17 protein-coding genes are annotated in these 19,034 nt (G+C 61.7%); 10 read left to right on the top strand and 7 right to left on the bottom strand.

The window, feature by feature from the left end; translation table 11 throughout:
• Window positions 1-36: 36 nt before the first annotated feature.
• Window positions 37-873: an IS3 family transposase gene (locus BFQ04_RS03015; protein ID WP_065949523.1), complete on the bottom strand. Its 837-nt coding sequence runs from the start codon at window positions 871-873 to the stop codon at window positions 37-39.
• Complete coding sequence (locus tag BFQ04_RS30270) at window positions 870-1,172, bottom strand: transposase (protein WP_065949522.1); 303 nt, start codon at window positions 1,170-1,172, stop codon at window positions 870-872. Before BFQ04_RS30270 ends, BFQ04_RS03015 begins: the two co-directional genes overlap by 4 nt.
• Before the next feature lie 165 nt (window positions 1,173-1,337).
• Here BFQ04_RS30270 and rarD point away from each other — a divergent pair, with 165 nt between their 5' ends.
• A complete protein-coding gene (rarD, locus tag BFQ04_RS03005; RefSeq protein ID WP_065934285.1) occupies window positions 1,338-2,222 on the top strand; it encodes an EamA family transporter RarD in 885 nt (294 codons plus the stop codon).
• 221 nt (window positions 2,223-2,443) lie between these two features.
• Here rarD and BFQ04_RS03000 read toward each other — a convergent pair whose 3' ends face one another.
• Window positions 2,444-2,956: a glycine cleavage system protein R gene (locus tag BFQ04_RS03000; protein ID WP_065949521.1), complete on the bottom strand. Its 513-nt coding sequence runs from the start codon at window positions 2,954-2,956 to the stop codon at window positions 2,444-2,446.
• Between the two features lie 363 nt (window positions 2,957-3,319).
• Between BFQ04_RS03000 and BFQ04_RS02995 the strand changes: the two genes are divergently transcribed.
• Complete coding sequence (locus BFQ04_RS02995; protein ID WP_065949520.1) at window positions 3,320-5,497, top strand: malate synthase G; 2,178 nt, start codon at window positions 3,320-3,322, stop codon at window positions 5,495-5,497.
• A 163-nt stretch (window positions 5,498-5,660) separates the two neighbouring features.
• Here BFQ04_RS02995 and BFQ04_RS02990 read toward each other — a convergent pair whose 3' ends face one another.
• Entirely contained in the window at window positions 5,661-6,107 is a 447-nt protein-coding gene (locus BFQ04_RS02990) for a response regulator (RefSeq protein WP_065949519.1), read from the bottom strand.
• 244 nt (window positions 6,108-6,351) lie between these two features.
• Between BFQ04_RS02990 and BFQ04_RS02985 the strand changes: the two genes are divergently transcribed.
• From BFQ04_RS02985 to BFQ04_RS02950, 8 genes are all read left to right on the top strand, one after another.
• A complete protein-coding gene (locus BFQ04_RS02985; RefSeq protein WP_175413237.1) occupies window positions 6,352-8,274 on the top strand; it encodes a putative nucleotidyltransferase substrate binding domain-containing protein in 1,923 nt (640 codons plus the stop codon).
• The gene (locus BFQ04_RS02980; RefSeq protein WP_065949517.1) at window positions 8,271-8,978 is read left to right on the top strand and encodes a 3'-5' exonuclease; all 708 of its coding nucleotides are present in this window, start codon (window positions 8,271-8,273) and stop codon (window positions 8,976-8,978) included. The genes BFQ04_RS02985 and BFQ04_RS02980 overlap by 4 nt, the downstream gene beginning before the upstream one ends.
• 94 nt (window positions 8,979-9,072) lie before the next feature.
• Window positions 9,073-9,591: an RNA polymerase sigma factor gene (locus tag BFQ04_RS02975; protein ID WP_057723624.1), complete on the top strand. Its 519-nt coding sequence runs from the start codon at window positions 9,073-9,075 to the stop codon at window positions 9,589-9,591.
• Window positions 9,588-10,556, top strand: coding sequence for a FecR domain-containing protein (locus BFQ04_RS02970; RefSeq protein WP_065949516.1), 969 nt, complete (start codon window positions 9,588-9,590; stop codon window positions 10,554-10,556). Before BFQ04_RS02975 ends, BFQ04_RS02970 begins: the two co-directional genes overlap by 4 nt.
• A gap of 204 nt (window positions 10,557-10,760) precedes the next feature.
• Window positions 10,761-13,190, top strand: a complete 2,430-nt coding sequence (locus BFQ04_RS02965; RefSeq protein WP_065949515.1) for a TonB-dependent siderophore receptor — start codon at window positions 10,761-10,763, stop codon at window positions 13,188-13,190.
• 62 nt (window positions 13,191-13,252) lie between these two features.
• Window positions 13,253-14,356: a PepSY-associated TM helix domain-containing protein gene (locus BFQ04_RS02960; RefSeq protein WP_065949514.1), complete on the top strand. Its 1,104-nt coding sequence runs from the start codon at window positions 13,253-13,255 to the stop codon at window positions 14,354-14,356.
• Window positions 14,353-14,535, top strand: a complete 183-nt coding sequence (locus BFQ04_RS02955; RefSeq protein ID WP_065949513.1) for a hypothetical protein — start codon at window positions 14,353-14,355, stop codon at window positions 14,533-14,535. Before BFQ04_RS02960 ends, BFQ04_RS02955 begins: the two co-directional genes overlap by 4 nt.
• 163 nt (window positions 14,536-14,698) lie before the next feature.
• Window positions 14,699-15,328, top strand: a complete 630-nt coding sequence (locus tag BFQ04_RS02950) for a glutathione S-transferase family protein (protein WP_065949512.1) — start codon at window positions 14,699-14,701, stop codon at window positions 15,326-15,328.
• Window positions 15,329-15,517: 189 nt separating this feature from the next.
• On the opposite strand, the gene creD is transcribed toward BFQ04_RS02950, so the two are convergent.
• The 3 genes from creD to creB are packed head-to-tail and all read right to left on the bottom strand — an operon-like array spanning window position 15,518 to window position 19,026.
• Window positions 15,518-16,867 (bottom strand): cell envelope integrity protein CreD, encoded by a 1,350-nt coding sequence (gene creD / locus BFQ04_RS02945; RefSeq protein WP_065949511.1) that lies wholly within the window; start codon window positions 16,865-16,867, stop codon window positions 15,518-15,520.
• A gap of 51 nt (window positions 16,868-16,918) precedes the next feature.
• A complete protein-coding gene (gene creC, locus BFQ04_RS02940) occupies window positions 16,919-18,358 on the bottom strand; it encodes a two-component system sensor histidine kinase CreC (protein WP_065949510.1) in 1,440 nt (479 codons plus the stop codon).
• Entirely contained in the window at window positions 18,358-19,026 is a 669-nt protein-coding gene (gene creB, locus BFQ04_RS02935; RefSeq protein ID WP_065949509.1) for a two-component system response regulator CreB, read from the bottom strand. Before creB ends, creC begins: the two co-directional genes overlap by 1 nt.
• Between the last annotated feature and the right edge of the window lie 8 nt (window positions 19,027-19,034).

Raw genomic sequence — 19,034 nt, 5'->3', positions numbered from 1 at the left:
TGAACTGGTCAAGTAATCTTGGACACTGATTAAGGTTCACGCCGCCAACCTTTCCTTCACGACCGGCGACCGGTAGTCGTTGTAGCTATGAGGCCTGCTGATGTTGTAGCGCGAGACATAGCGCTGCACGTCTGCTCGGGCCTCATGTTCCAGTTTGTAGCCCGTTTCAGGCACCCACTCTGATTTCAAGCTGCCAAAGAAACGCTCCATCGGGGCGTTGTCCCAGCATTCGCCTTTACGGCTCATACTCTGCCTAAACCCCTGTTTCAGCAGCTCGTTTCGGAATTTATGACTGGTGTACTGACAACCTTGGTCAGAATGAAACAACACATCCTGGGGATGGCCGCGTAGCTCAACCGCCATGCGTAGCGCTTCGCAGGTCAGGTTGGCATCAGAAATCATCGAGAACGACCAGCCCACGATCCTGCGAGCGTACAAATCCAGAACGGCGGCGAAGTACATCCACCGCTTGCCGACCTTGATATATGTCACGTCGCCACACCACACCTGATTAACCGCCGTCACATCAAATTTTCGCTTGAGCACGTGCGGCGCCACCAAGGCCTCCACGCCCGGCGACCTGTACTTATGGCGCCTGCGCTGACGGCTGGCGATGCCAGCTTCGCGCATCAAACTGCGAGCCATATAACGCCCGATACGATGCCCTTTGGCTTGTAGCTCCTTGGACAACGTACGTGCACCGGCCGACTCTCTGGACGCCTTGTGGTGCCTGACCAGCGCGGCTTTGAGCTTATCCCTCTCAGGATTTGCTCTGCCTTGGCGCTGGCGCCAGGCGTAGAAGCTACTGCGGTTGACCCCAAACGCCTGGCAACACCTTTTAACGCCGTACTGCTCGTCCAGCTCATCGATCAACGTGAATGATCTTTGGCGTCCAAAAGCAGGAGAGCACTGGCCTTTTTTAGAATTTCGATATCCAGGTCTTTCTCTCTGAGCAGAGCTTTGAGCCTCTGGATTTCTCGTTGATCAGCAGTAATCGCCTTGGCCCCTACCGGGGTCGAGCCCAAGCGTTCTTTTTGCACTTGATCGACCCAGCGGCGCAGGGCTGTGGGGCCGATATCCAGGGTGGCACACACCTCGGTAACCGGCTGACCTTCATCCAACACCATGCTGGCAGCCTTGAGCTTGAACTCACTCGAATAAGATTTACGCATAACCAAACACCTCAGATTTGGGCGCTATCATAGCGCCCGATTGAAGTGTCCAAAATCATTAGGCCAGTTCAAGCTCCCTCCCACATAAAAGCGAAGCGGGGCCCCATGCATGGACAAATATCCTTACAATCGCGCTTTGTAAGCTGCCTGAGCAAGGATTCTGCAATGCACGCCGCCAACCCCCGCAAGGGTTACATCCTGGGCCTGAGCGCCTATGTCATCTGGGGCCTGTTCCCACTGTATTTCAAAGCCATTGCCAGTGTCCCCGCCGCCGAGATCATCGTGCATCGCGTGCTGTGGTCGGCGCTGTTCGGTGGCTTGCTGTTGATGGTGTGGAAACACCCGGGCTGGTTTCGCGAGCTGCGCGACAACCCCAGGCGCCTGGCGATCCTGGCCCTCAGCGGTTCGTTGATCGCGGCCAACTGGCTGACGTATGTATGGTCGGTCAACACCGGGCGCATGCTGGAAGCGAGCCTGGGTTACTACATCAACCCGCTGGTCAACGTACTGCTGGGGATGCTGCTGCTCGGCGAACGCCTGCGCCGCCTGCAATGGGTAGCCGTGGTTCTGGCGGCGGTCGGTGTGGCGCAACAGGTGTGGCAAGTCGGCAGTTTGCCGTGGGTATCGCTGGTACTGGCGCTGACGTTTGGCTTCTACGGGCTGATCCGCAAACAGGCGCCGGTAAAAGCCCTGCCGGGGCTGGTGGTGGAAACCTGGATGCTGGTCCCGATTGCCATCGCCTGGTTGCTGTTCAACCCGACGGCCCACAGCGCACAGCTGGAATTCTGGAGCACCTCCGAGGCCTGGTGGCTGGTGGCCGCAGGCCCGGTGACGCTGATCCCGCTGGTCTGTTTCAACGCCGCCGCGCGGCATCTGCCCTACACGGCACTGGGCTTTCTGCAGTACGTAGCGCCCACCCTGGTGCTACTGGAAGCCGTGCTGCTGTTCGGCGAACACCTGGCGCCCAGCACGCTGACCGCCTTCGCCTTTATCTGGGCGGGCCTGGTGGTGTACAGCGTGGATATCTGGCTGAGCGTGCGCAAACGCTGATCAAAAAACGCTCAAAGCCCTGCAAGCCATAGCCGGCCTGGCTTGCAGACATTCACCCCAAGGTTATCCACAACCTGGTCCCCGCCATTTGTGCACAAGCCATTGAAACTGCTCGTTTTTTACTCAGCTGGCGAAGAGGCCCGGCCAGCGGGGCCTGGCGTCGAGTCTCTACAGGTTATCCACAGGCCCATGCAAGATTTCCATGCATAACCTCATGGGGGTCATTCATCGTTGCGCAGTTCTACCATCAAATCGTCTGCCAGGGTTTCAAGGGACGCCTGCAACGTCTCCAGGGATAAGCTAGACGGCACCTGCAACAAGGCCTCGGCGTTGAACAGCGGATCGCCGCTCATCGGGGCCGGGCGCACATCGGTGCTCAAGCGCTCCAGGTTGACGCCCTGCCTGCTCAACAGCGCAGTGATCTCCCGCACGATGCCCGCGCGATCATTGCCCACCAGGGTCATCACGATCGGTTTGGAAGCCGATGCCTGGCCGGAACTGCCCTCGCCCACCAGTACGCGAATGCCGTGGGTGGATAAGTCCTCCAGCGCCCCCACCAGTTCCTGACGGTTCTCTGCGGGAACGCTGACGCGCAGGATCCCGGCAAACTGCCCAGCCATATGGGCCATGCGGCTCTCCAGCCAGTTGCCACCGTGGGCAGCGATGTTGTGCGCGATGCGTTCAACCAGGCCGGGTTTGTCGGCGGCGATAATTGTGAGTACAAGATGATCCATGGCGAAGTACCTCGGGTGCGATTCCTGTAGGAGCGAGCTTGCTCGCGAAGGTCGTCAACAATAACGCGAAAAAACTGACACCAGCGGTGCTCTCAGGTTTTTCGCGAGCTAGCTCGCTCCTACAAGGTGGACGCGCGGTAGCTCGAAAACAAATCGTGTACCATTTTTATATTTATCTGGAACAATCCAATAGTTTTTTGAGAACATCTGATTCTCCGCTGTGACCGTACGACCAAAGTGGGTCGCTAAACGACGTATTTAGTCTAATTTTCACAACCGCAAGTCATCATGTAGTATGCCCAACCGTGCACTACATAATGAAAATCTGAAAAAGCGCATAAGCTCCGCAGAGTGAGGCAAGCAATGACTGAACACGTTCAAGTCGGTGGCCTGCAGGTCGCCAAAGTCCTGTTCGACTTCGTGAACAACGAAGCCATTCCCGGTACCGGCATCACTGCCGACCAGTTCTGGGCCGGCGCCGACAAGGTTATTCACGACCTGGCGCCGAAGAACAAAGCCCTGCTCGCCAAACGCGACGATTTCCAGGCGCGCATCGATACCTGGCACCAGACCCATGCCGGCCAGGCCCACGACCCGGTGGCCTACAAAGCCTTCCTGCAAGACATCGGATACCTGCTGCCAGAAGCCGCAGACTTCCAGGCTTCGACCCAAAACGTCGACGACGAAATCGCACGCATGGCCGGCCCTCAATTGGTGGTGCCGGTGATGAACGCCCGCTTCGCCCTCAATGCTTCCAATGCACGTTGGGGTTCGCTGTATGACGCGCTGTATGGCACCGATGCCATCAGCGAAGCCGACGGCGCGCAAAAGGGCAAGGGCTACAACAAAGTGCGCGGCGACAAGGTCATCGCCTTCGCCCGCGCCTTCCTCGATGAAGCCGCGCCGCTCAGCGCCGGCAGCCACGTCGACTCCACCGGCTACAAGATCGTCGACGACAAGCTGATCGTCAGCCTCAAGGGCGGCAGCAACAGCGGCCTGCGTGACGACGCGCAGTTGATCGGGTTCCAGGGCCCTGCGGCCGAGCCGATTGCGATCCTGTTCAAGCACAACGGCCTGCATTTCGAGCTCCAGATCGACGCCGGCACCCCGGTCGGCCAGACCGACGCCGCCGGCGTCAAAGACGTGCTGATGGAAGCTGCGCTGACCACCATCATGGACTGCGAAGACTCCGTCGCCGCCGTGGATGCCGACGACAAAGTGGTGATCTACCGCAACTGGCTCGGCCTGATGAAGGGCGACCTGGCCGAAGAAGTGGCCAAGGGCGGCAAGACCTTTACCCGCACCATGAACCCTGATCGCGTCTACACCGGCGTGGATGGCAACGACGTCACCCTGCACGGCCGCTCGCTGTTGTTCGTGCGCAACGTTGGCCACTTGATGACCATCGACGCGATCCTCGATAAAGACGGCAACGAAGTGCCGGAAGGCATCCTCGACGGCCTGCTCACCAGCCTGGCGGCGATCCACAGCCTCAACGGCAACAGCTCGCGCAAGAACAGCCGCACAGGTTCCGTGTACATCGTCAAACCGAAGATGCATGGCCCCGAAGAAGCGGCGTTCACCAACGAGCTGTTCGGCCGCATCGAAGACGTGCTGAACCTTGCGCGTAATACGCTGAAAGTCGGGATCATGGACGAGGAGCGCCGCACCACGGTCAACCTCAAGGCCTGCATCAAGGCGGCCAGCGAGCGCGTGGTGTTCATCAACACCGGCTTCCTCGACCGCACCGGCGACGAAATCCACACCTCCATGGAAGCCGGCGCCATGGTGCGCAAGGCCGCGATGAAATCCGAGAAGTGGATCGGCGCCTACGAAAACTGGAACGTCGATATTGGCTTGAGCACTGGCCTGCAAGGGCGTGCACAGATCGGTAAAGGCATGTGGGCGATGCCCGACCTGATGGCCGCGATGCTCGAACAGAAAATCGCTCACCCACTGGCCGGTGCCAACACGGCCTGGGTACCGTCGCCAACGGCGGCTGCACTGCATGCATTGCACTACCACAAAGTCGATGTATTCGCCCGCCAGGCCGAGTTGGCCAAGCGCGAGCGTGCCTCGGTGGATGACATCCTGACGATTCCTCTGGCGCAACATACCAATTGGTCCGAAGAAGAGATCCGCAACGAACTGGACAACAATGCCCAGGGCATTCTTGGCTACGTGGTGCGCTGGATCGACCAGGGCGTCGGTTGTTCGAAAGTGCCGGACATCAACGATGTGGGCCTGATGGAAGACCGCGCCACCCTGCGCATCTCCAGCCAGCACATCGCCAACTGGTTGCGCCACGGCATCGTCAATGAAGCCCAGGTCATGGAAAGCCTCAAGCGCATGGCGCCGGTGGTGGACCGCCAGAATGCCGGGGACGCGCTGTACCGCCCGCTGGCGCCGGATTTCGACAGCAACATCGCATTCCAGGCGGCGGTGGAGTTGGTGATTGAAGGAACCAGACAGCCCAACGGTTACACCGAGCCGGTGTTGCACCGCCGGCGTCGGGAGTTCAAGGCTAAAAATGGCCTGTGAATGAAAAAAGCCCTGATCGCCAGATCAGGGCTTTTTATTTGCGGGTGGGGTGGCTGGACTGGCGCTATCGGGGGCAAGCCCCCTCCCACACTTTGATTTGTGAGCACATTCAAATGTGGGAGGGGGCTTGCCCCCGATCAGGCCATCACACTCACCACAAAAATCAGGAAACCATCCCCAACTCGCGCTTCACCAGCTTCGCCAACTTAACGCTATCAATCGGCTTGAGCAGAAAGTCCACCACGCTCAAATGCATCGCATCAATCACATCCGGCGCTTCGGCGTCACCCGACATGATGATGATCGGCAACGCCGCACGGGTCGATTCGCGCACCTGGCGGATCAGCTGCAAACCGTTGCTCGGCGCCATGCGCAAATCGGTGATCAGCAAACCAATGGAACTGTGCGACTTCAACAACTCCCACGCGCGCTCCCCGTTGTCAGCCGTCATGCAGCGAATGCCGTCCAGCCCGAGGATTTCCGCCAGCAGTTCACGCGCATCCTTGTCGTCGTCCACGATCAACACGCGTTGTGGCGGTAAATCAGGCTCCAGCATCACGGCGCTCAGCGCCTCGCGCTCGGCATCACTCAAAATATCGTGGTCGGACATACGTTTCTCAGCAATTCTTATCAATCTCCCAGCACTCGTCAGACATCTGCGGAGGGGCGAACAATGTGCACTTCGTCGGAAAGTTTGCCTAGTGGGCGTTCCACGGGTTTTGGACGATAGTCATGTAAGGCTTTTCCCTAGTTGTGCGCAGGGGTCACCGACCTAGACTTACGTCCAATGGGCACCCGCCGTGCAGAAGTCGACCATGCAGCACGATAACGACAAAAAAACTGCGGTCACTGTTATGAGTAAAGCTGATGCTTTCACGCAGGCGGGTAAAACCGCCGTGTTGCAGAACATCCACGGCACCCTGCAATTCCTGCAGCGCTTCCCACCGTTCAACCAGATGGAAAATGCGCACCTGGCGTTTCTGGTGGAGCAGTGCCAACTGCGTTTCTATGGCCCCGGCGACAGCATCCTCAAGCCGTCGGGCGGGCCGGTCGAGCATTTTTATATCGTCAAGCAGGGTCGCGTGGTCGGCGAGCGGCCGGACTCGACAGACCCCACCTTCGAGATCACCACCGGCGAATGCTTCCCCCTCGCCGCCCTGCTCGGTGAACGCGCCACCCGCACCGAGCACAAAGCCTGCGAAGACACCTTTTGCCTGCAACTGAACAAGATGGCGTTCATCAAGCTGTTCGCCCTTTCCAGCCCGTTTCGTGATTTCGCCTTGCGCGGTGTCAGCAGCCTGCTCGACCAGGTCAACCAGCAGGTGCAGCAAAAAGCCGTGGAAACCCTCGGCACCCAATACTCGTTGAACACTCGCCTGGGTGAACTGGCGATGCGCCACCCGGTCATGTGCAGCCCGGACACTGCGCTGCGCGAAGCGGTGCGGCTGATGCATGAGCAGCAGGTCGGCAGCATTGTGATTGTCGATGAGCACAAGGCGCCGCTGGGCATCTTCACCCTGCGTGACCTGCGCCAGGTGGTGGCCGACGGCACCGTTGATTTCAGTCAAGGCATCGCCGCCCATATGACCCAGGCGCCGTTCTTCCTGAGCCCGGACCACAGCGCGTTCGACGCGGCGATCGCCATGACCGAGCGGCATATCGCCCATGTGTGCCTGGTGCAGGACCAGCGCCTGTGCGGCGTGGTCTCGGAGCGCGACCTGTTTTCCCTGCAACGCGTCGACCTGGTGCACCTGGCGCGTACCATCCGCAACGCATCCCGTGTGGAACAACTGGTGGCGATCCGCGGCGAGATCGGCCAGCTGGTCGAACGCATGCTGGCCCACGGCGCGTCGTCTACGCAGATCACCCACATCATTACCTTGCTTAACGATCACACCGTGTGCCGGGTCATCGAGTTGACCCTGGCGGAAAAAGGCGACCCTGGCGTGCCCTTCAGTTGGCTGTGCTTTGGCAGCGAAGGCCGCCGCGAACAGACGCTGTACACCGACCAGGACAACGGCATCCTGTTCGAGGCCCGAGACGCGGTGGAAGCCGCCGAGATTCGCGAGCGCCTGCTGCCCCTGGCGCAGCAGATCAACCAGAGCCTGGCGCTGTGCGGTTTCAGCCTGTGCCAGGGCAATATCATGGCCGGCAACCCGGAACTGTGCCTGTCACGGGCCGAATGGGCCCGACGGTTTGCCGCCTTCATTCGCGACGCCACGCCGGAGAACCTGCTGGGTTCGAGCATCTATTTCGACCTGCGCGTGGTGTGGGGCGATGAGCAGGGTTGCGCACAACTGCGCCAGGGCATTCTGGATCAGGTGGCGGACAACCGGCTGTTCCAACGCATGCTGGCCGAGAACGCCTTGCGCCAACGCCCACCCGTAGGGCGCTTTCGCGAGTTTGTGCTGACGCGCAAAAGCGGCGAAAAGGCCACCCTGGATCTCAAGGTGCAGGGCCTTACGCCGTTCGTGGACGGTGCGCGCCTGTTGGCCCTGGCCCATGGCATCCACGCCAACAACACCCTGGAGCGGCTGCGCCAGTTGGTCGCCAGACAGGTGATCGAACCACTGGACGGGGCGGCGTACGAAGAGGCTTACCACTTCATTCAACAAACCCGCATGCAGCAGCATCAGGTACAGACCCGGGAAAACCTGCCGTACTCCAACCGCGTCGATCCTGACAGCCTCAATCACCTGGACCGGCGCATCCTGCGCGAATCCCTGCGTCAGGCCCAGCGCCTGCAAAGCAGCCTGACCTTGCGGTATCAGCTGTGAGCCTGTTCAGCTGGCTGCGCGCGAAAAAACCGCGGCTCAATGCGGCGCAGCAGCAGCGCCTGGGCCAACTGACCGCGCCCGCCGCACTGGGCGATGCGCCCTTGCGCAGCCAGCGCTGGGTGGTGGTCGACCTGGAAACCAGCGGCCTGCACCTCAACCGTGACCAGGTGCTGTCCATCGGCGCCGTGGTCATCGAGGACGGTGCGGTGGACTTCTCGCAAATGTTCGAACGCACCCTGCAACGCACCGCCGGCAAACTCAGCCCCAGCGTGCTGATCCACGGCCTCGGCCCCAGCGCAATCGCGGCCGGCAGCGACCCGGTGGATGCGCTGCTGGATTTCATGGCGTTCGTGGGCGACAGCCCGCTGCTGGCCTTCCATGCGCCGTTCGATCAACACATGCTGAGCCGGGCGCTCAAGGAAAGCCTGGGTTATCGCCTGGGCCATCCCTTTCTCGATGTGGCCGATATCGCCCCGCTGTTGTGCCCTGAGGCGAACATCCGTGAGGCCGGTCTGGATGAATGGATCAACCATTTCGGGTTGCAGGTGGGCGAGCGCCATCACGCCAGTGCCGATGCACTGGCCACGGCGGAGCTGATGCTGATCCTGTTCAGCCGCGCACGCCAGCAACACATCGACACGCCCCACGCGCTGCACGCGCGCTTGAGCCAATGGCGGCGGCGTAAACAGGCGCCATCGTTTTAGTGGCGCTGCCCGACAGACGCCAATTGCGCCCACCACACACCTCTGAGACAATCGCGAATAATTCTCGTTAGTTTAAACTTTATTCGGTGATGCCTTGTCGTCGGCCCAGACCCCACACAGTGAGCTTGTTGGCGCGTTGTATCGCGACCATCGTGGCTGGCTGCTGGCCTGGCTACGGCGCAACGTGGCTTGCCCGAGCCGCGCCGAAGACCTGAGCCAGGACACCTTCATGCGCCTGCTGGGCCGTGACGGCCTGCGCGAACCTCGCGAGCCACGCGCCTTTCTGGTCGCGATTGCCAAGGGTTTGCTGTTCGACTACTTCCGCCGCGCCGCCCTGGAACAGGCCTACCTCACCGAATTGATGCTGATCCCGGAAAGCGAACACCCATCGCCTGAAGCGCAGCAACTGATCCTCGAAGACCTCAAGGCCATCGACCGTCTGCTCGGCAAACTGTCGAGCAAAGCCCGCGCCGCCTTCCTCTATAACCGCCTCGACGGCCTGGGCCATGCAGACATCGCCCAGCGCCTGGGTGTGTCGGTGCCGCGCGTGCGCCAGTATCTCGCCCAGGGCATTCGCCAGTGCTACATCGCGCTGTATGGCGAGCCATCGTGAGCCTGATCAGCGCCAAGCCGGTGTCGGCCCGTGTGCTGGACGCCGCGATTGCCTGGCAACTGTCCCTCGATTCCGGCGACGGCAGCGTGGTGGAACAGGAAGAATTCGCCAAGTGGCTGGCCAGCGACGAAGAACACGCCCGCGCCTGGCGCCAGCTGGGCATGCTCGACCAACGTTTCAGCGCAGCTTCCGGCCCTGCGCGGGCTGCATTGTTGCAATCGCGCGATACTGCGCACCAGCGCATGCGCAAACTGGGCCGTGGCCTGGCGAGCATCGCGCTGGTGTGTGGCCTGGCATTGTTTGCCGGCGAGCGCTATGTGCCCATCCACTATTGGCTGGCCGATCAACGCACCGCCACCGGCGAGCAGCGCACCCTTGAGCTGGCGGACGGCACCCGGATCAACCTCAATACCCACACGGCCATTGACGTGCGTTTCGACGATAAACGCCGCTTGATTGTGTTGCAGGAGGGCGAAATCCTGGTCGAGACCGGCCATAACGATCCGCGCCCGTTCTCTGTACAAACCGGCGACGGCAACCTGCGGGCGCTGGGTACGCGGTTCATCGTGAGGCGCGAGGACGACGCCACGCGCCTGAGCGTGCTGCAATCGGCGGTGGCCGCCCAGCCTGAAGCATTGCCTCAGGAACAGATTTTCAAGGCCGGCGAGCAAGTGCTGATGCGCAGCGACGGCCTTGGTGCGCCGCTTGCCGTTCCGCCGGCCAGCGACGCCTGGACCCGCGGCATGCTGGTGGTCGACAACGCCCGCCTGGGCGATGTGGTGGCTGAGCTCGGCCGTTATCGCAGCGGCCATCTGGGTGTGGACGACAGCGTGGCCGACCTGCGCATCACCGGCAGCTTCCCGCTGCACGACACCACCCTGGCGCTCAATGCGCTGTTGCCGACCTTGCCGGTGCAGATCGAGCAGCACACGCCGTGGTGGGTGACCGTCAAGGGTAGGCCTTAGGTTCTGCGGCATCTGAAGACCGTTATCGGGGGCAAGCCTCCTCCCACACTTTAATTTGTGAACGCGGTCCATTGTGGGAGGGGGCTTGCCCCCGATGAGGCCCACAAAAACACCACCCAAAAATATTTTCACCCCGCCCTATCACTTTCCGATTCTCGTCCGGCACCTAGGCAATTGAGAAATATTTCCATTCAGGAGCCGCCCATGTCCCGCACGCTAGACACTCTGTTGCGCCCCAGCCTGTTAGCCGTGGCCATTGCCCTCGGTGCCCCGCTGATCAGCCCCACGCTGATCGCCGCCGAACAGTCCACCAGCGTGCGCGCCTACAACCTGCCGGCCGCGCCACTGGCCGCCACCCTGAACCAGATTGCCAGCCAGGGCGGTCTCGCGCTCACCCTCAACCCGACGCTCGCCGCCGGCAAGACCTCGGCACCGGTCAAAGGCCAGTTCGATGCCCAGGGCGCGTTGCGCGAAGCCTTGCGCGGGACCGGGCTGCAGTTGGAGCAGAGCAGCGCCGGGACATTTACCCTGGTGGCGATTGCGGACGGCGTGGTGGCGTTACCGCAGACCAGTATTATCGGTCAAAGCAATTACGAGAGCGCCTGGGGGCCCGTGGAAGGCTACCTGGCCAAGCGCACTGCCGCCGGCACCAAGACCGACACGGCCCTGGTCGAGGCGCCGCGCTCGATCTCGGTGGCGACCCGCGAGCAAATGCAGGATCGCAACGTGCAGAACCTCGACGACGCGGTCAAATACATGCCCGGCATTGTGTCCGCCAGCTACGGCAGCGACACCCGCTACGACTGGATGCGCGTGCGTGGCTTCGAACCCACCCAATTCCTCGACGGCCTGCCCCTGCCCCGTGGCGTGTACGCCAACCCGAAAGCCGAAACCTGGAACCTCGACCGCCTCGCCCTGCTGCGTGGCCCGGCTTCCTCGGTTTACGGCCAGACCCCGCCGGGCGGCCTGCTGGACATGGTCAGTCGCCGCCCCAGCGCCGAACAGAGCAGCGCCATCCAGGTGCAATACGGCAGCGACAACTACCGTCAGATCAACTTCGCCAGCACCGGCAAGATCGATGACGAAGGCCAGTTCCTGTACGGCCTCAGCGGCGTGGTGCGCGATGCCGGCACCCAGGTCGATCACATCGACAACAAGCGCTACAACATCGCGCCAAGCCTGACGTGGAATATCGACACCGACACCAAGCTGACGCTGCTGTCGCAGTTCACGCGTGACGATACTGGCGCCACCAGTCAGTTCCTGCCGATCGTGGGCACCAAGATCAAATCGCCATTGGGCGACGTATCACATCACAAGAACCTGGGCGATCCAGATTACGAGTTCTACGACCGCACTTACTACGCGCTGGGCTATGCCTTCGAGCATCGCTTCAACGATACCTGGCAGTTCAAGCAGAACCTGCGTTACACCAAGTCGGAGTTGTCGTTCCAGCAACTGACCGTGGGTTCCTATGCCTTCGCTCCAGTGGATGCAGCGGGCAACATGGATCGCCTCTCGACCAACGTCGACGAGAACATCGGACAGTTCGCGGTGGATAACAACTTCCAGGCCGACTTCGCCACCGGTGATGTCACCCACACCCTGTTGCTGGGTCTGGACCACCAGCGGACCGACACCTCGTACCTGTCGATCTTCGGGGGGGCCGGGCGCGTCAATATCTTCAACCCGGTCAATACCACGCAGGTAGTGCGCCCGGCGCGCTCCGATGCGTTCTACGACTACAACCAGAAAACCGTGCAGACCGGCCTCTACGTGCAAGACCAGATGGCCCTCAACAACTGGCGCCTGACCCTCGGTGGTCGTGAAGACTGGGTGCACCAGGGCACCACGTACTTCAACAAACAAGACGCGACCAACACCGACCGCAACAAAAACTTCAGCGGCAACGCGGCAGTCAGCTATGTGTTCGATTCGGGCTTTGTGCCATACCTGTCCTACGCCGAATCCTTCCAGCCAGCAAGCAACGCCAGCGCCGACCCGGTCAAGTCGTATAAGCCCACCGAAGGTAAGCAATGGGAACTGGGAATCAAGTATCAGCCACCGGGCTCCAATACCTTGCTGAGTGCGGCGATCTATAGCCTCACGCAGAAAAACGTACTGGTCACCAGCACCGGAACGAGCGGCACCCCGATCACCGACCAGACCGGCGAAGTGAAGGTCAAGGGCCTGGAGCTGGAAGCCATCTCTGACGTCACCGAAAACCTCAAGGTGATCGCGGCGTACACCCTGGCCAAATCCGAAGTGCAAAAAGGCGACTTCAAGGGCAACCGCCTGCAACTGATGCCCAACCAGCAGGCTTCGCTCTGGACCGACTACACCTGGCACACCGGCGTACTCGACGGCTTCGGTATCGGCTTCGGCGCCCGCTACACCGGCAATACCTATGGCGACCAGGGCAACACCTGGCTGGGTAAGGCCAACGCCTACACCGTGTTCGACGGTGCGGTGCATTACGACCTGGGCCGCCTCGACAACAGCCTCAAAGGTGCATCGGTCAAACTCAACGCTACCAACCTGTTCAACAAGGACTACATTTCCACCTGTGACGGTTCCTACTGCTACTTCGGCGACCAACGCAGCGTTGTCGCCAGCGCCACCTACCAGTGGTAATCGGCTGAGTTAACGACCAGGCCGTCCACAGGGGCGGCTTTGGTGTGTCTGAAGGCTAGAAAATGAAAAGCAAAACCATCCGCCGCTGGTCCTTCGTCCACACCTGGACCAGCCTGATCTGCACCGTTTTCCTGCTGCTGCTCGCCCTCACCGGCCTGCCGCTGGTGTTTCACCACGAGATCGATCATCTGCTGGGCAACGAACCCGAGCTCAAGCAGGTGCCCGCCGAGACGCCACAGCTCAACCTGGAGCAACTGGTGGCCAAGGCCCAGGCCCATCGCCCCGGCGAGGCCATGCAGTACCTGGCCTGGGACGAGGACGACAAAAACGGTGTGATCGCGATCATGGCCGCCACGGCCGGTACCGAGCCGAATGCGTCGCATACCTTCATGCTCGATGCGCGTACCGGCGAAACGGTGGAGATGCCTTCAGCCAATGGCGGGCTCACCCTGTTCCTGTTGCGCCTGCATGTGGACATGTTCGCCGGGCTGCCAGGCAAACTGCTGCTTGCGTTCATGGGATTGCTGTTCGTGCTGGCGCTTGTATCAGGGACGGTGCTGTACCTGCCGTTCATGCGCCGCTTGAAGTTCGCCACCGTGCGCCAGGACAAATCCACCCGCCTGCGCTGGCTCGACCTGCATAACCTGATCGGCGTGGTCACCCTGACCTGGGCGCTGGTGGTGGGCGTGACCGGTGTGATCAGCGCCTGTGCCGACCTGATCATTGCCGCCTGGCGCCAGGACAGCCTCAGCGCCCTGATCGAACCCTACAAAGACGCCCCGCCGCTGACCCAACGCGCGCCGGCAAGCGATTTGCTGAGCATCGCCGCCAAGGCTGCGCCCGGCATGCAACCGGACTTTATCGCCTTCCCCGGCACGCGCTTCTCCAGCGAGCATCACTACGCCGTGTTTATGAAAGGCAGTACCCACCTCACCTCCCATCTGCTCACACCGGTGTTGATCGACGCCAGCACCCTGGCCGTCACCGCCATCGCCGAACGGCCCTGGTACATGGACGCCATGGGCATGTCCCAGCCGCTGCACTTCGGTGACTATGGCGGCATGCCGATGAAAATCCTGTGGGCGGCGCTGGATGTGCTGACCATCGTGGTGCTGGTCAGCGGGATTTACCTATGGAGCGTGCGGCGCAAGGCGGGCAAGGCATGAGGCCGCGACAGTCGAGTTTCTGGAAGGTGTTTGGCATTCCGCTGGGGATTGGCCTGCTCAGCGCCGCCGGGTTGTTTGCGGCGTTGCTGGGGGACGGGGCGTGGGATTCGTTGAGTTGGGTGGGGTTGGGCATACCGGCGGGCATTGGCGCCTGGGCGTTGGTCAGGCGGCGTGGCTGATGGCCTCATCGGGGGCAAGCCCCCTCCCACATTTGATTTGTAAACACATTCAAGTGTGGGAGGGGGCTTGCCCCCGATGAGGCCATCAGCTCCAGCGAAAATCTCCCTCGCCAGCCACCGCGCAACCCTCTAGGCTAACCCCAGCCTATTTCGAGGAATACCCATGTCCGCCCCCAGCATGACCTTGTTCCACAACCCCGCTTCGCCCTTCGTACGCAAAGTCCGCGTGTTGTTGATCGAGACCGGTCAGCAGGACCGTGTCGCCCTGCACGCCTGCCTGCCCACCCCCGTCAACCCGGACGCCGAGGTGGTGCAAGGCAACCCGGTCGGCAAGATCCCGGCCCTGCGCCTGGCCGACGGTTCGGTGCTGCACGACAGCCGGGTGATCCTCGATTACTTCGACCACCAGCACGTCGGCAACCCGCTGATCCCCCGCGACGGCTCGGCCCGCTGGCGCCGCCTGACCCTGGCCTCGATGGCTGACGGGATCATGGATGCCGCCGTGCTGGTGCGCTACGAAACCGCCATGCGCCCGGTGGAGAAACACTGGGACCAGTGGCTGGACGAGCAGCGCAACAAGATGCGGCGTGCACTGGCTGAGCTGGAACAGGACGCCATCGCTGAACTGGCCAGCCACTTCGACGTCGCCGCCATCAGCGTGGCCTGCGCCCTGGGCTACCTCGACTTTCGCCACCCGGACCTGCAATGGCGCGCGGACAATCCCAAGCTTGCCGCCTGGTACGCCGAGGTCAGCCAGCGGCCTTCGATGCAGCAGACCCAGCCGCCCGTCTGACCTTCACCCGGACCCAATGTGGGAGGGGCGGTGCCCCCGATTGCGGTGTGTCATTCAGCTCATCTGTCTCTGAACCACCGCCATCGGGAGCAAGTCGAATCGTCGCACCGCCCCTCCCACATTGAGCGGCGGCGTGATTGAGGAAGCTGACCATCCTGGCCTTCATTTGCTGGTCTTCGCGCAACCCGATCATTGCACCGCCTCCACCTTGCGCTTGCCTACCCCATACCAATCCAGCTTGCGTGTCAGCACCATCACCGTGCCCAGCAGGCCGAACAGCAGCAACGAGCCCATCAGCAACGCGTAATCCTCGGCACTCAGCAACCCGTACAACAAGCCATACAACGCCGCCAGCCCCGCCGAAAAGCCCAGGCCGTGGGCCACGCTGCGCAGCACATGGCACACGTAGAAACCAATCAACACCACGCAGGCGCTGGCCGATATCAGATAAGCCAGGGCAAACCCCAAATGCTCGGACAGCGACAGCAACAGCAGGTAGAAGAACGCCAGCGCAACGCCCACCAACGCGTATTGGACGGGGTGCACCGCCAGGTTCTTGAGCACTTCGAACAGGAAGAAGCCGGCAAACGTCAGGGCGATGAACAGCAGCGCGTATTTGATCGCGCGGTCGCTCTTGAGGTACTGGTCCACCGGGTCGATGAAGTTCACACCGAAGCTGCGGTTGTTGAAGTCATCACAGCCTTGGCGGTCCAGGCAGGTTTGCAGGGCCTGTTCGAGGTTCGTGGCGAAAAACGAGGTCTGCCACTTGGCAGTGAAACCCTTGTCGGTGACCTCGCGCTGTGTCGGCAGAAAGTTGCCGACAAAACTCGGGTGCGGCCAGTTGGAGGCCAGTGATACCTGGCTGGTCTTGCCCACCGGCACCACCTGCAGTTGTTCGGTGCCCTGCAGGCGCAGGTCGAAGGCGAAATCCACGGCGGCAGGCTTTTTGCTGTCCTGCTCCGGCAGCATCACATGCACGCCCTCGCCCAACCAATCAACTTGAGAGCTCGGCGAAAACGCCAGGCGCTGCTGACCCAGCTCCAGCTCCAGCGCGTTTTCGATGCCGCGAATATCGCTGATGCCCACGGCCAGAAACGCCGGTTCAAAACGGTAATCGGCGAAGTTTTCCGTGATACCCAGTTGCGCAGGCAACTCGAAACGCCCACTGATGCGGTTGTCGGCATGGAACAACCGCGCCTGGTAAATGCCCCGGGCGCGCAGTTCGGTTTGCACCTGGCCGTCGAGTTCGAAACGCTCCGGCAGAAAATACAAGCGGCCGCGCTCTTCACGGGTTTCCTCGTAGCGTTTGTTGAGCTTTTCATTGAGCTTCCACTCGCGCACCGTCTTGCGAAACGGCACCACCAGCACCGGCCCGGTGAGCCGCTGGGCGAAGCTTGAACTGCGGGCGATGTCCATCAATACGCCGTCGCGCAGTTGCTGGCGGTCGCTGATGATGCCGTTGATCATCAGCAACGGAATCAGCAACAGCAGGATCAGCAGCGCAATCGCGCCAAGTTTGAAAAGCAGGCTGCGGTTCATGGGTCTCTCCCTGTTTTGATGGGGAGAGTCTGGGCAGCCTGTGTGGACGGTTTATGTGGGCAATGTGGAGACTGTGTGGAGATGCAGCACCGCTTGCACGCCACCCGGTACATTGCCGACCTGCAACGCGCCGCCGTGCAGTTTCATCACTTCCTCGACAAAGTTGAGGCCCAGCCCGGTGCTTTTGCGTCCGCTGGCCGGGCGCGGCAGGGAATAGAAACGCTCGCTCAGGCGCGGCAAAGCGTAGTCGGGAATCGGCGCAGCCTGGTTGAACAGGCTGACGTGAACGTCGTTGTGCCGCACCTGCGCACTGAACCGCAGCGCGCCGCCGGGCGGGGTGAAATCCAGGGCGTTGTCCAGCAGGTTGCCCAGGGCCTGGCGCAGCAGGAAAGGCTCGCCATACACCTTCACATCAGCCGGAATCGTCTGCTCGACGTGCAACCCGGCGCCTTCGATCCGCGCACACTGGGCGTTGAGAGCAGCCTCGACCAGGGCCGCCAACGGGATGCTCGACTGCTCTTCCAGCCCCTGGCGTTGCTCCACCTGCGCCAGGTTCAACAGCCGCTCGATCAACTGCTGCAGGCGCGCGCTTTCGCTGTCGATATTGCCGACAAAACGCTGCTGCTGTTCGCGTGTCATGTCGCCCTGCAGCAACTCCGCCGCACCGCGAATCGCCGCCAGCGGGCTTTTCAGTTCGTGGGTCAGGGTATGTACATAGTGTTCGACATAGGCCTTGCCCTCCAACTGTGTGCGCATGTGCTCGACAGCGGTGGACAACTGCTTGAGCTCGCCGCCCCGGTAATGGGGCAACTCGGCACGACGGCCTTCGCTGACGGCCTCGGCATAGGCGGTCAAGCGTTTCAGGGCGACGCTCAGCCACCAAGACAACAGTGCGCCCAGCAGCAGGCCGAGAATGACCAGCCCGGCGCCGTACCACAGCAGACGGCGCTCGGTACGGTCAACGTAGGGCTGCAACGAGCTGTTGGGCTTGGCCACGGTGACCACGCCGATGATCCGGCCCTCGTCGCGAATCGGCGCGCCCACATGCATCACCGATGAAGCAGGGTCATCCGGCGCGCTGCGGGTGGAGCGCGCGCCATATTCGCCGCGCAGGGTCAGGTACACGTCGTTCCATTTCGAATAGTCCTGGCCCACCGCTTCGCCGGTGGAGTCGAGCAACACCGTGCCGTGGGCATCGGTCACGTAGATGCGGTGGTTGACCTGGTTTTTCGGCAGGCCCCAGATCACCGCGCCGGGTTGGCGATTGCCGTAAGCCTTGAGCAACTCTGGCCAATGGCTCTGGCCGAGGGTGCCGTTCTTCACATCATTGCGCAGGATTTCGGCGAGCAGGTTGGCGGTGTCCACCAGGGTTTCTTCGGTGGACTGGCGCACGCCGGGGCGGATTTCCTTCATCACAGTGCTGAGCACAAAATAGCCGGTGAGCCCGATGAACAGCGCGTACACCAGGAAAATCCGCAGCCCCAGGCGCATCAGCTGTGGCTCGGGTTGTAGCTGTAACCCAGGCCGCGATGGGTCTGGATCGGCTCAGCCTCGGCCGCCACGTTGCGCAACTTGCTGCGCAGGCTTTTGATATGACTGTCGATATTGCGCTCGTAGCCGGCGTCGGCCGGTACCCCCACCGCGTCCAGCAGTTGCTCGCGGCTGAACACACGTTCGGGTTGCTCCAGCAGGCTTTGCAACAGAAGGAATTCATGACGCGTCAGGCTCAGCGGCTGGCCCCGATAGTGGATCTGCATGCGCTCCAGGTCCACCTGGAAGACAGCAGGCGCCACACCCGGCCCGACACGCTTGAGAATCGCCCGCACCCTTGCGGCGACTTCACGCGGGCTGAACGGTTTGACCACATAATCGTCGGCGCCGATCTCCAGCCCCACCACGCGGTCGATCTCGCCATCCCGCGCGCTGAGGAACATCACCGGCACTTCGCTGAACCGGCGCAGCTGCTTGCAGGTTTCAAAACCTGTGATGTCAGGCAGGCCGATGTCGAGGATGATCAGGTCGGCCGGGGTATGACGCTGATGCTCCAGCGCCGCCTGGCCGAGGCTCAGCCAGGTGGTGGTAAAGCCCTCGCCCTGCAGGGCGAATATCAGCGTGTCGGCTATCGCCGCTTCGTCTTCGACAATCAGGATATGCGCCATGTGGGTCC

Source organism: Pseudomonas sp. 37 R 15 (assembly GCF_900004865.1).
Classification (GTDB): domain Bacteria; phylum Pseudomonadota; class Gammaproteobacteria; order Pseudomonadales; family Pseudomonadaceae; genus Aquipseudomonas; species Aquipseudomonas fluorescens_AM.
This window is presented reverse-complemented; position numbering and strand designations above follow the sequence as displayed.

Excerpts from the sequence above, each read along its gene's own strand:
- BFQ04_RS30270 (WP_065949522.1), bottom strand. The coding sequence starts at position 1,172 with ATGCGTAAATCTTATTCGAGTGAGTTCAAGCTCAAGGCTGCCAGCATG.
- rarD (WP_065934285.1), top strand. The coding sequence starts at position 1,338 with ATGCACGCCGCCAACCCCCGCAAGGGTTACATCCTGGGCCTGAGCGCC.
- BFQ04_RS03000 (WP_065949521.1), bottom strand. The coding sequence starts at position 2,956 with ATGGATCATCTTGTACTCACAATTATCGCCGCCGACAAACCCGGCCTG.
- BFQ04_RS02995 (WP_065949520.1), top strand. The coding sequence starts at position 3,320 with ATGACTGAACACGTTCAAGTCGGTGGCCTGCAGGTCGCCAAAGTCCTG.
- BFQ04_RS02990 (WP_065949519.1), bottom strand. The coding sequence starts at position 6,107 with ATGTCCGACCACGATATTTTGAGTGATGCCGAGCGCGAGGCGCTGAGC.
- BFQ04_RS02985 (WP_175413237.1), top strand. The coding sequence starts at position 6,352 with ATGAGTAAAGCTGATGCTTTCACGCAGGCGGGTAAAACCGCCGTGTTG.
- BFQ04_RS02965 (WP_065949515.1), top strand. The coding sequence starts at position 10,761 with ATGTCCCGCACGCTAGACACTCTGTTGCGCCCCAGCCTGTTAGCCGTG.
- BFQ04_RS02960 (WP_065949514.1), top strand. The coding sequence starts at position 13,253 with ATGAAAAGCAAAACCATCCGCCGCTGGTCCTTCGTCCACACCTGGACC.
- BFQ04_RS02955 (WP_065949513.1), top strand. The coding sequence starts at position 14,353 with ATGAGGCCGCGACAGTCGAGTTTCTGGAAGGTGTTTGGCATTCCGCTG.
- BFQ04_RS02950 (WP_065949512.1), top strand. The coding sequence starts at position 14,699 with ATGTCCGCCCCCAGCATGACCTTGTTCCACAACCCCGCTTCGCCCTTC.
- creD (WP_065949511.1), bottom strand. The coding sequence starts at position 16,867 with ATGAACCGCAGCCTGCTTTTCAAACTTGGCGCGATTGCGCTGCTGATC.
- creC (WP_065949510.1), bottom strand. The coding sequence starts at position 18,358 with ATGCGCCTGGGGCTGCGGATTTTCCTGGTGTACGCGCTGTTCATCGGG.
- creB (WP_065949509.1), bottom strand. The coding sequence starts at position 19,026 with ATGGCGCATATCCTGATTGTCGAAGACGAAGCGGCGATAGCCGACACG.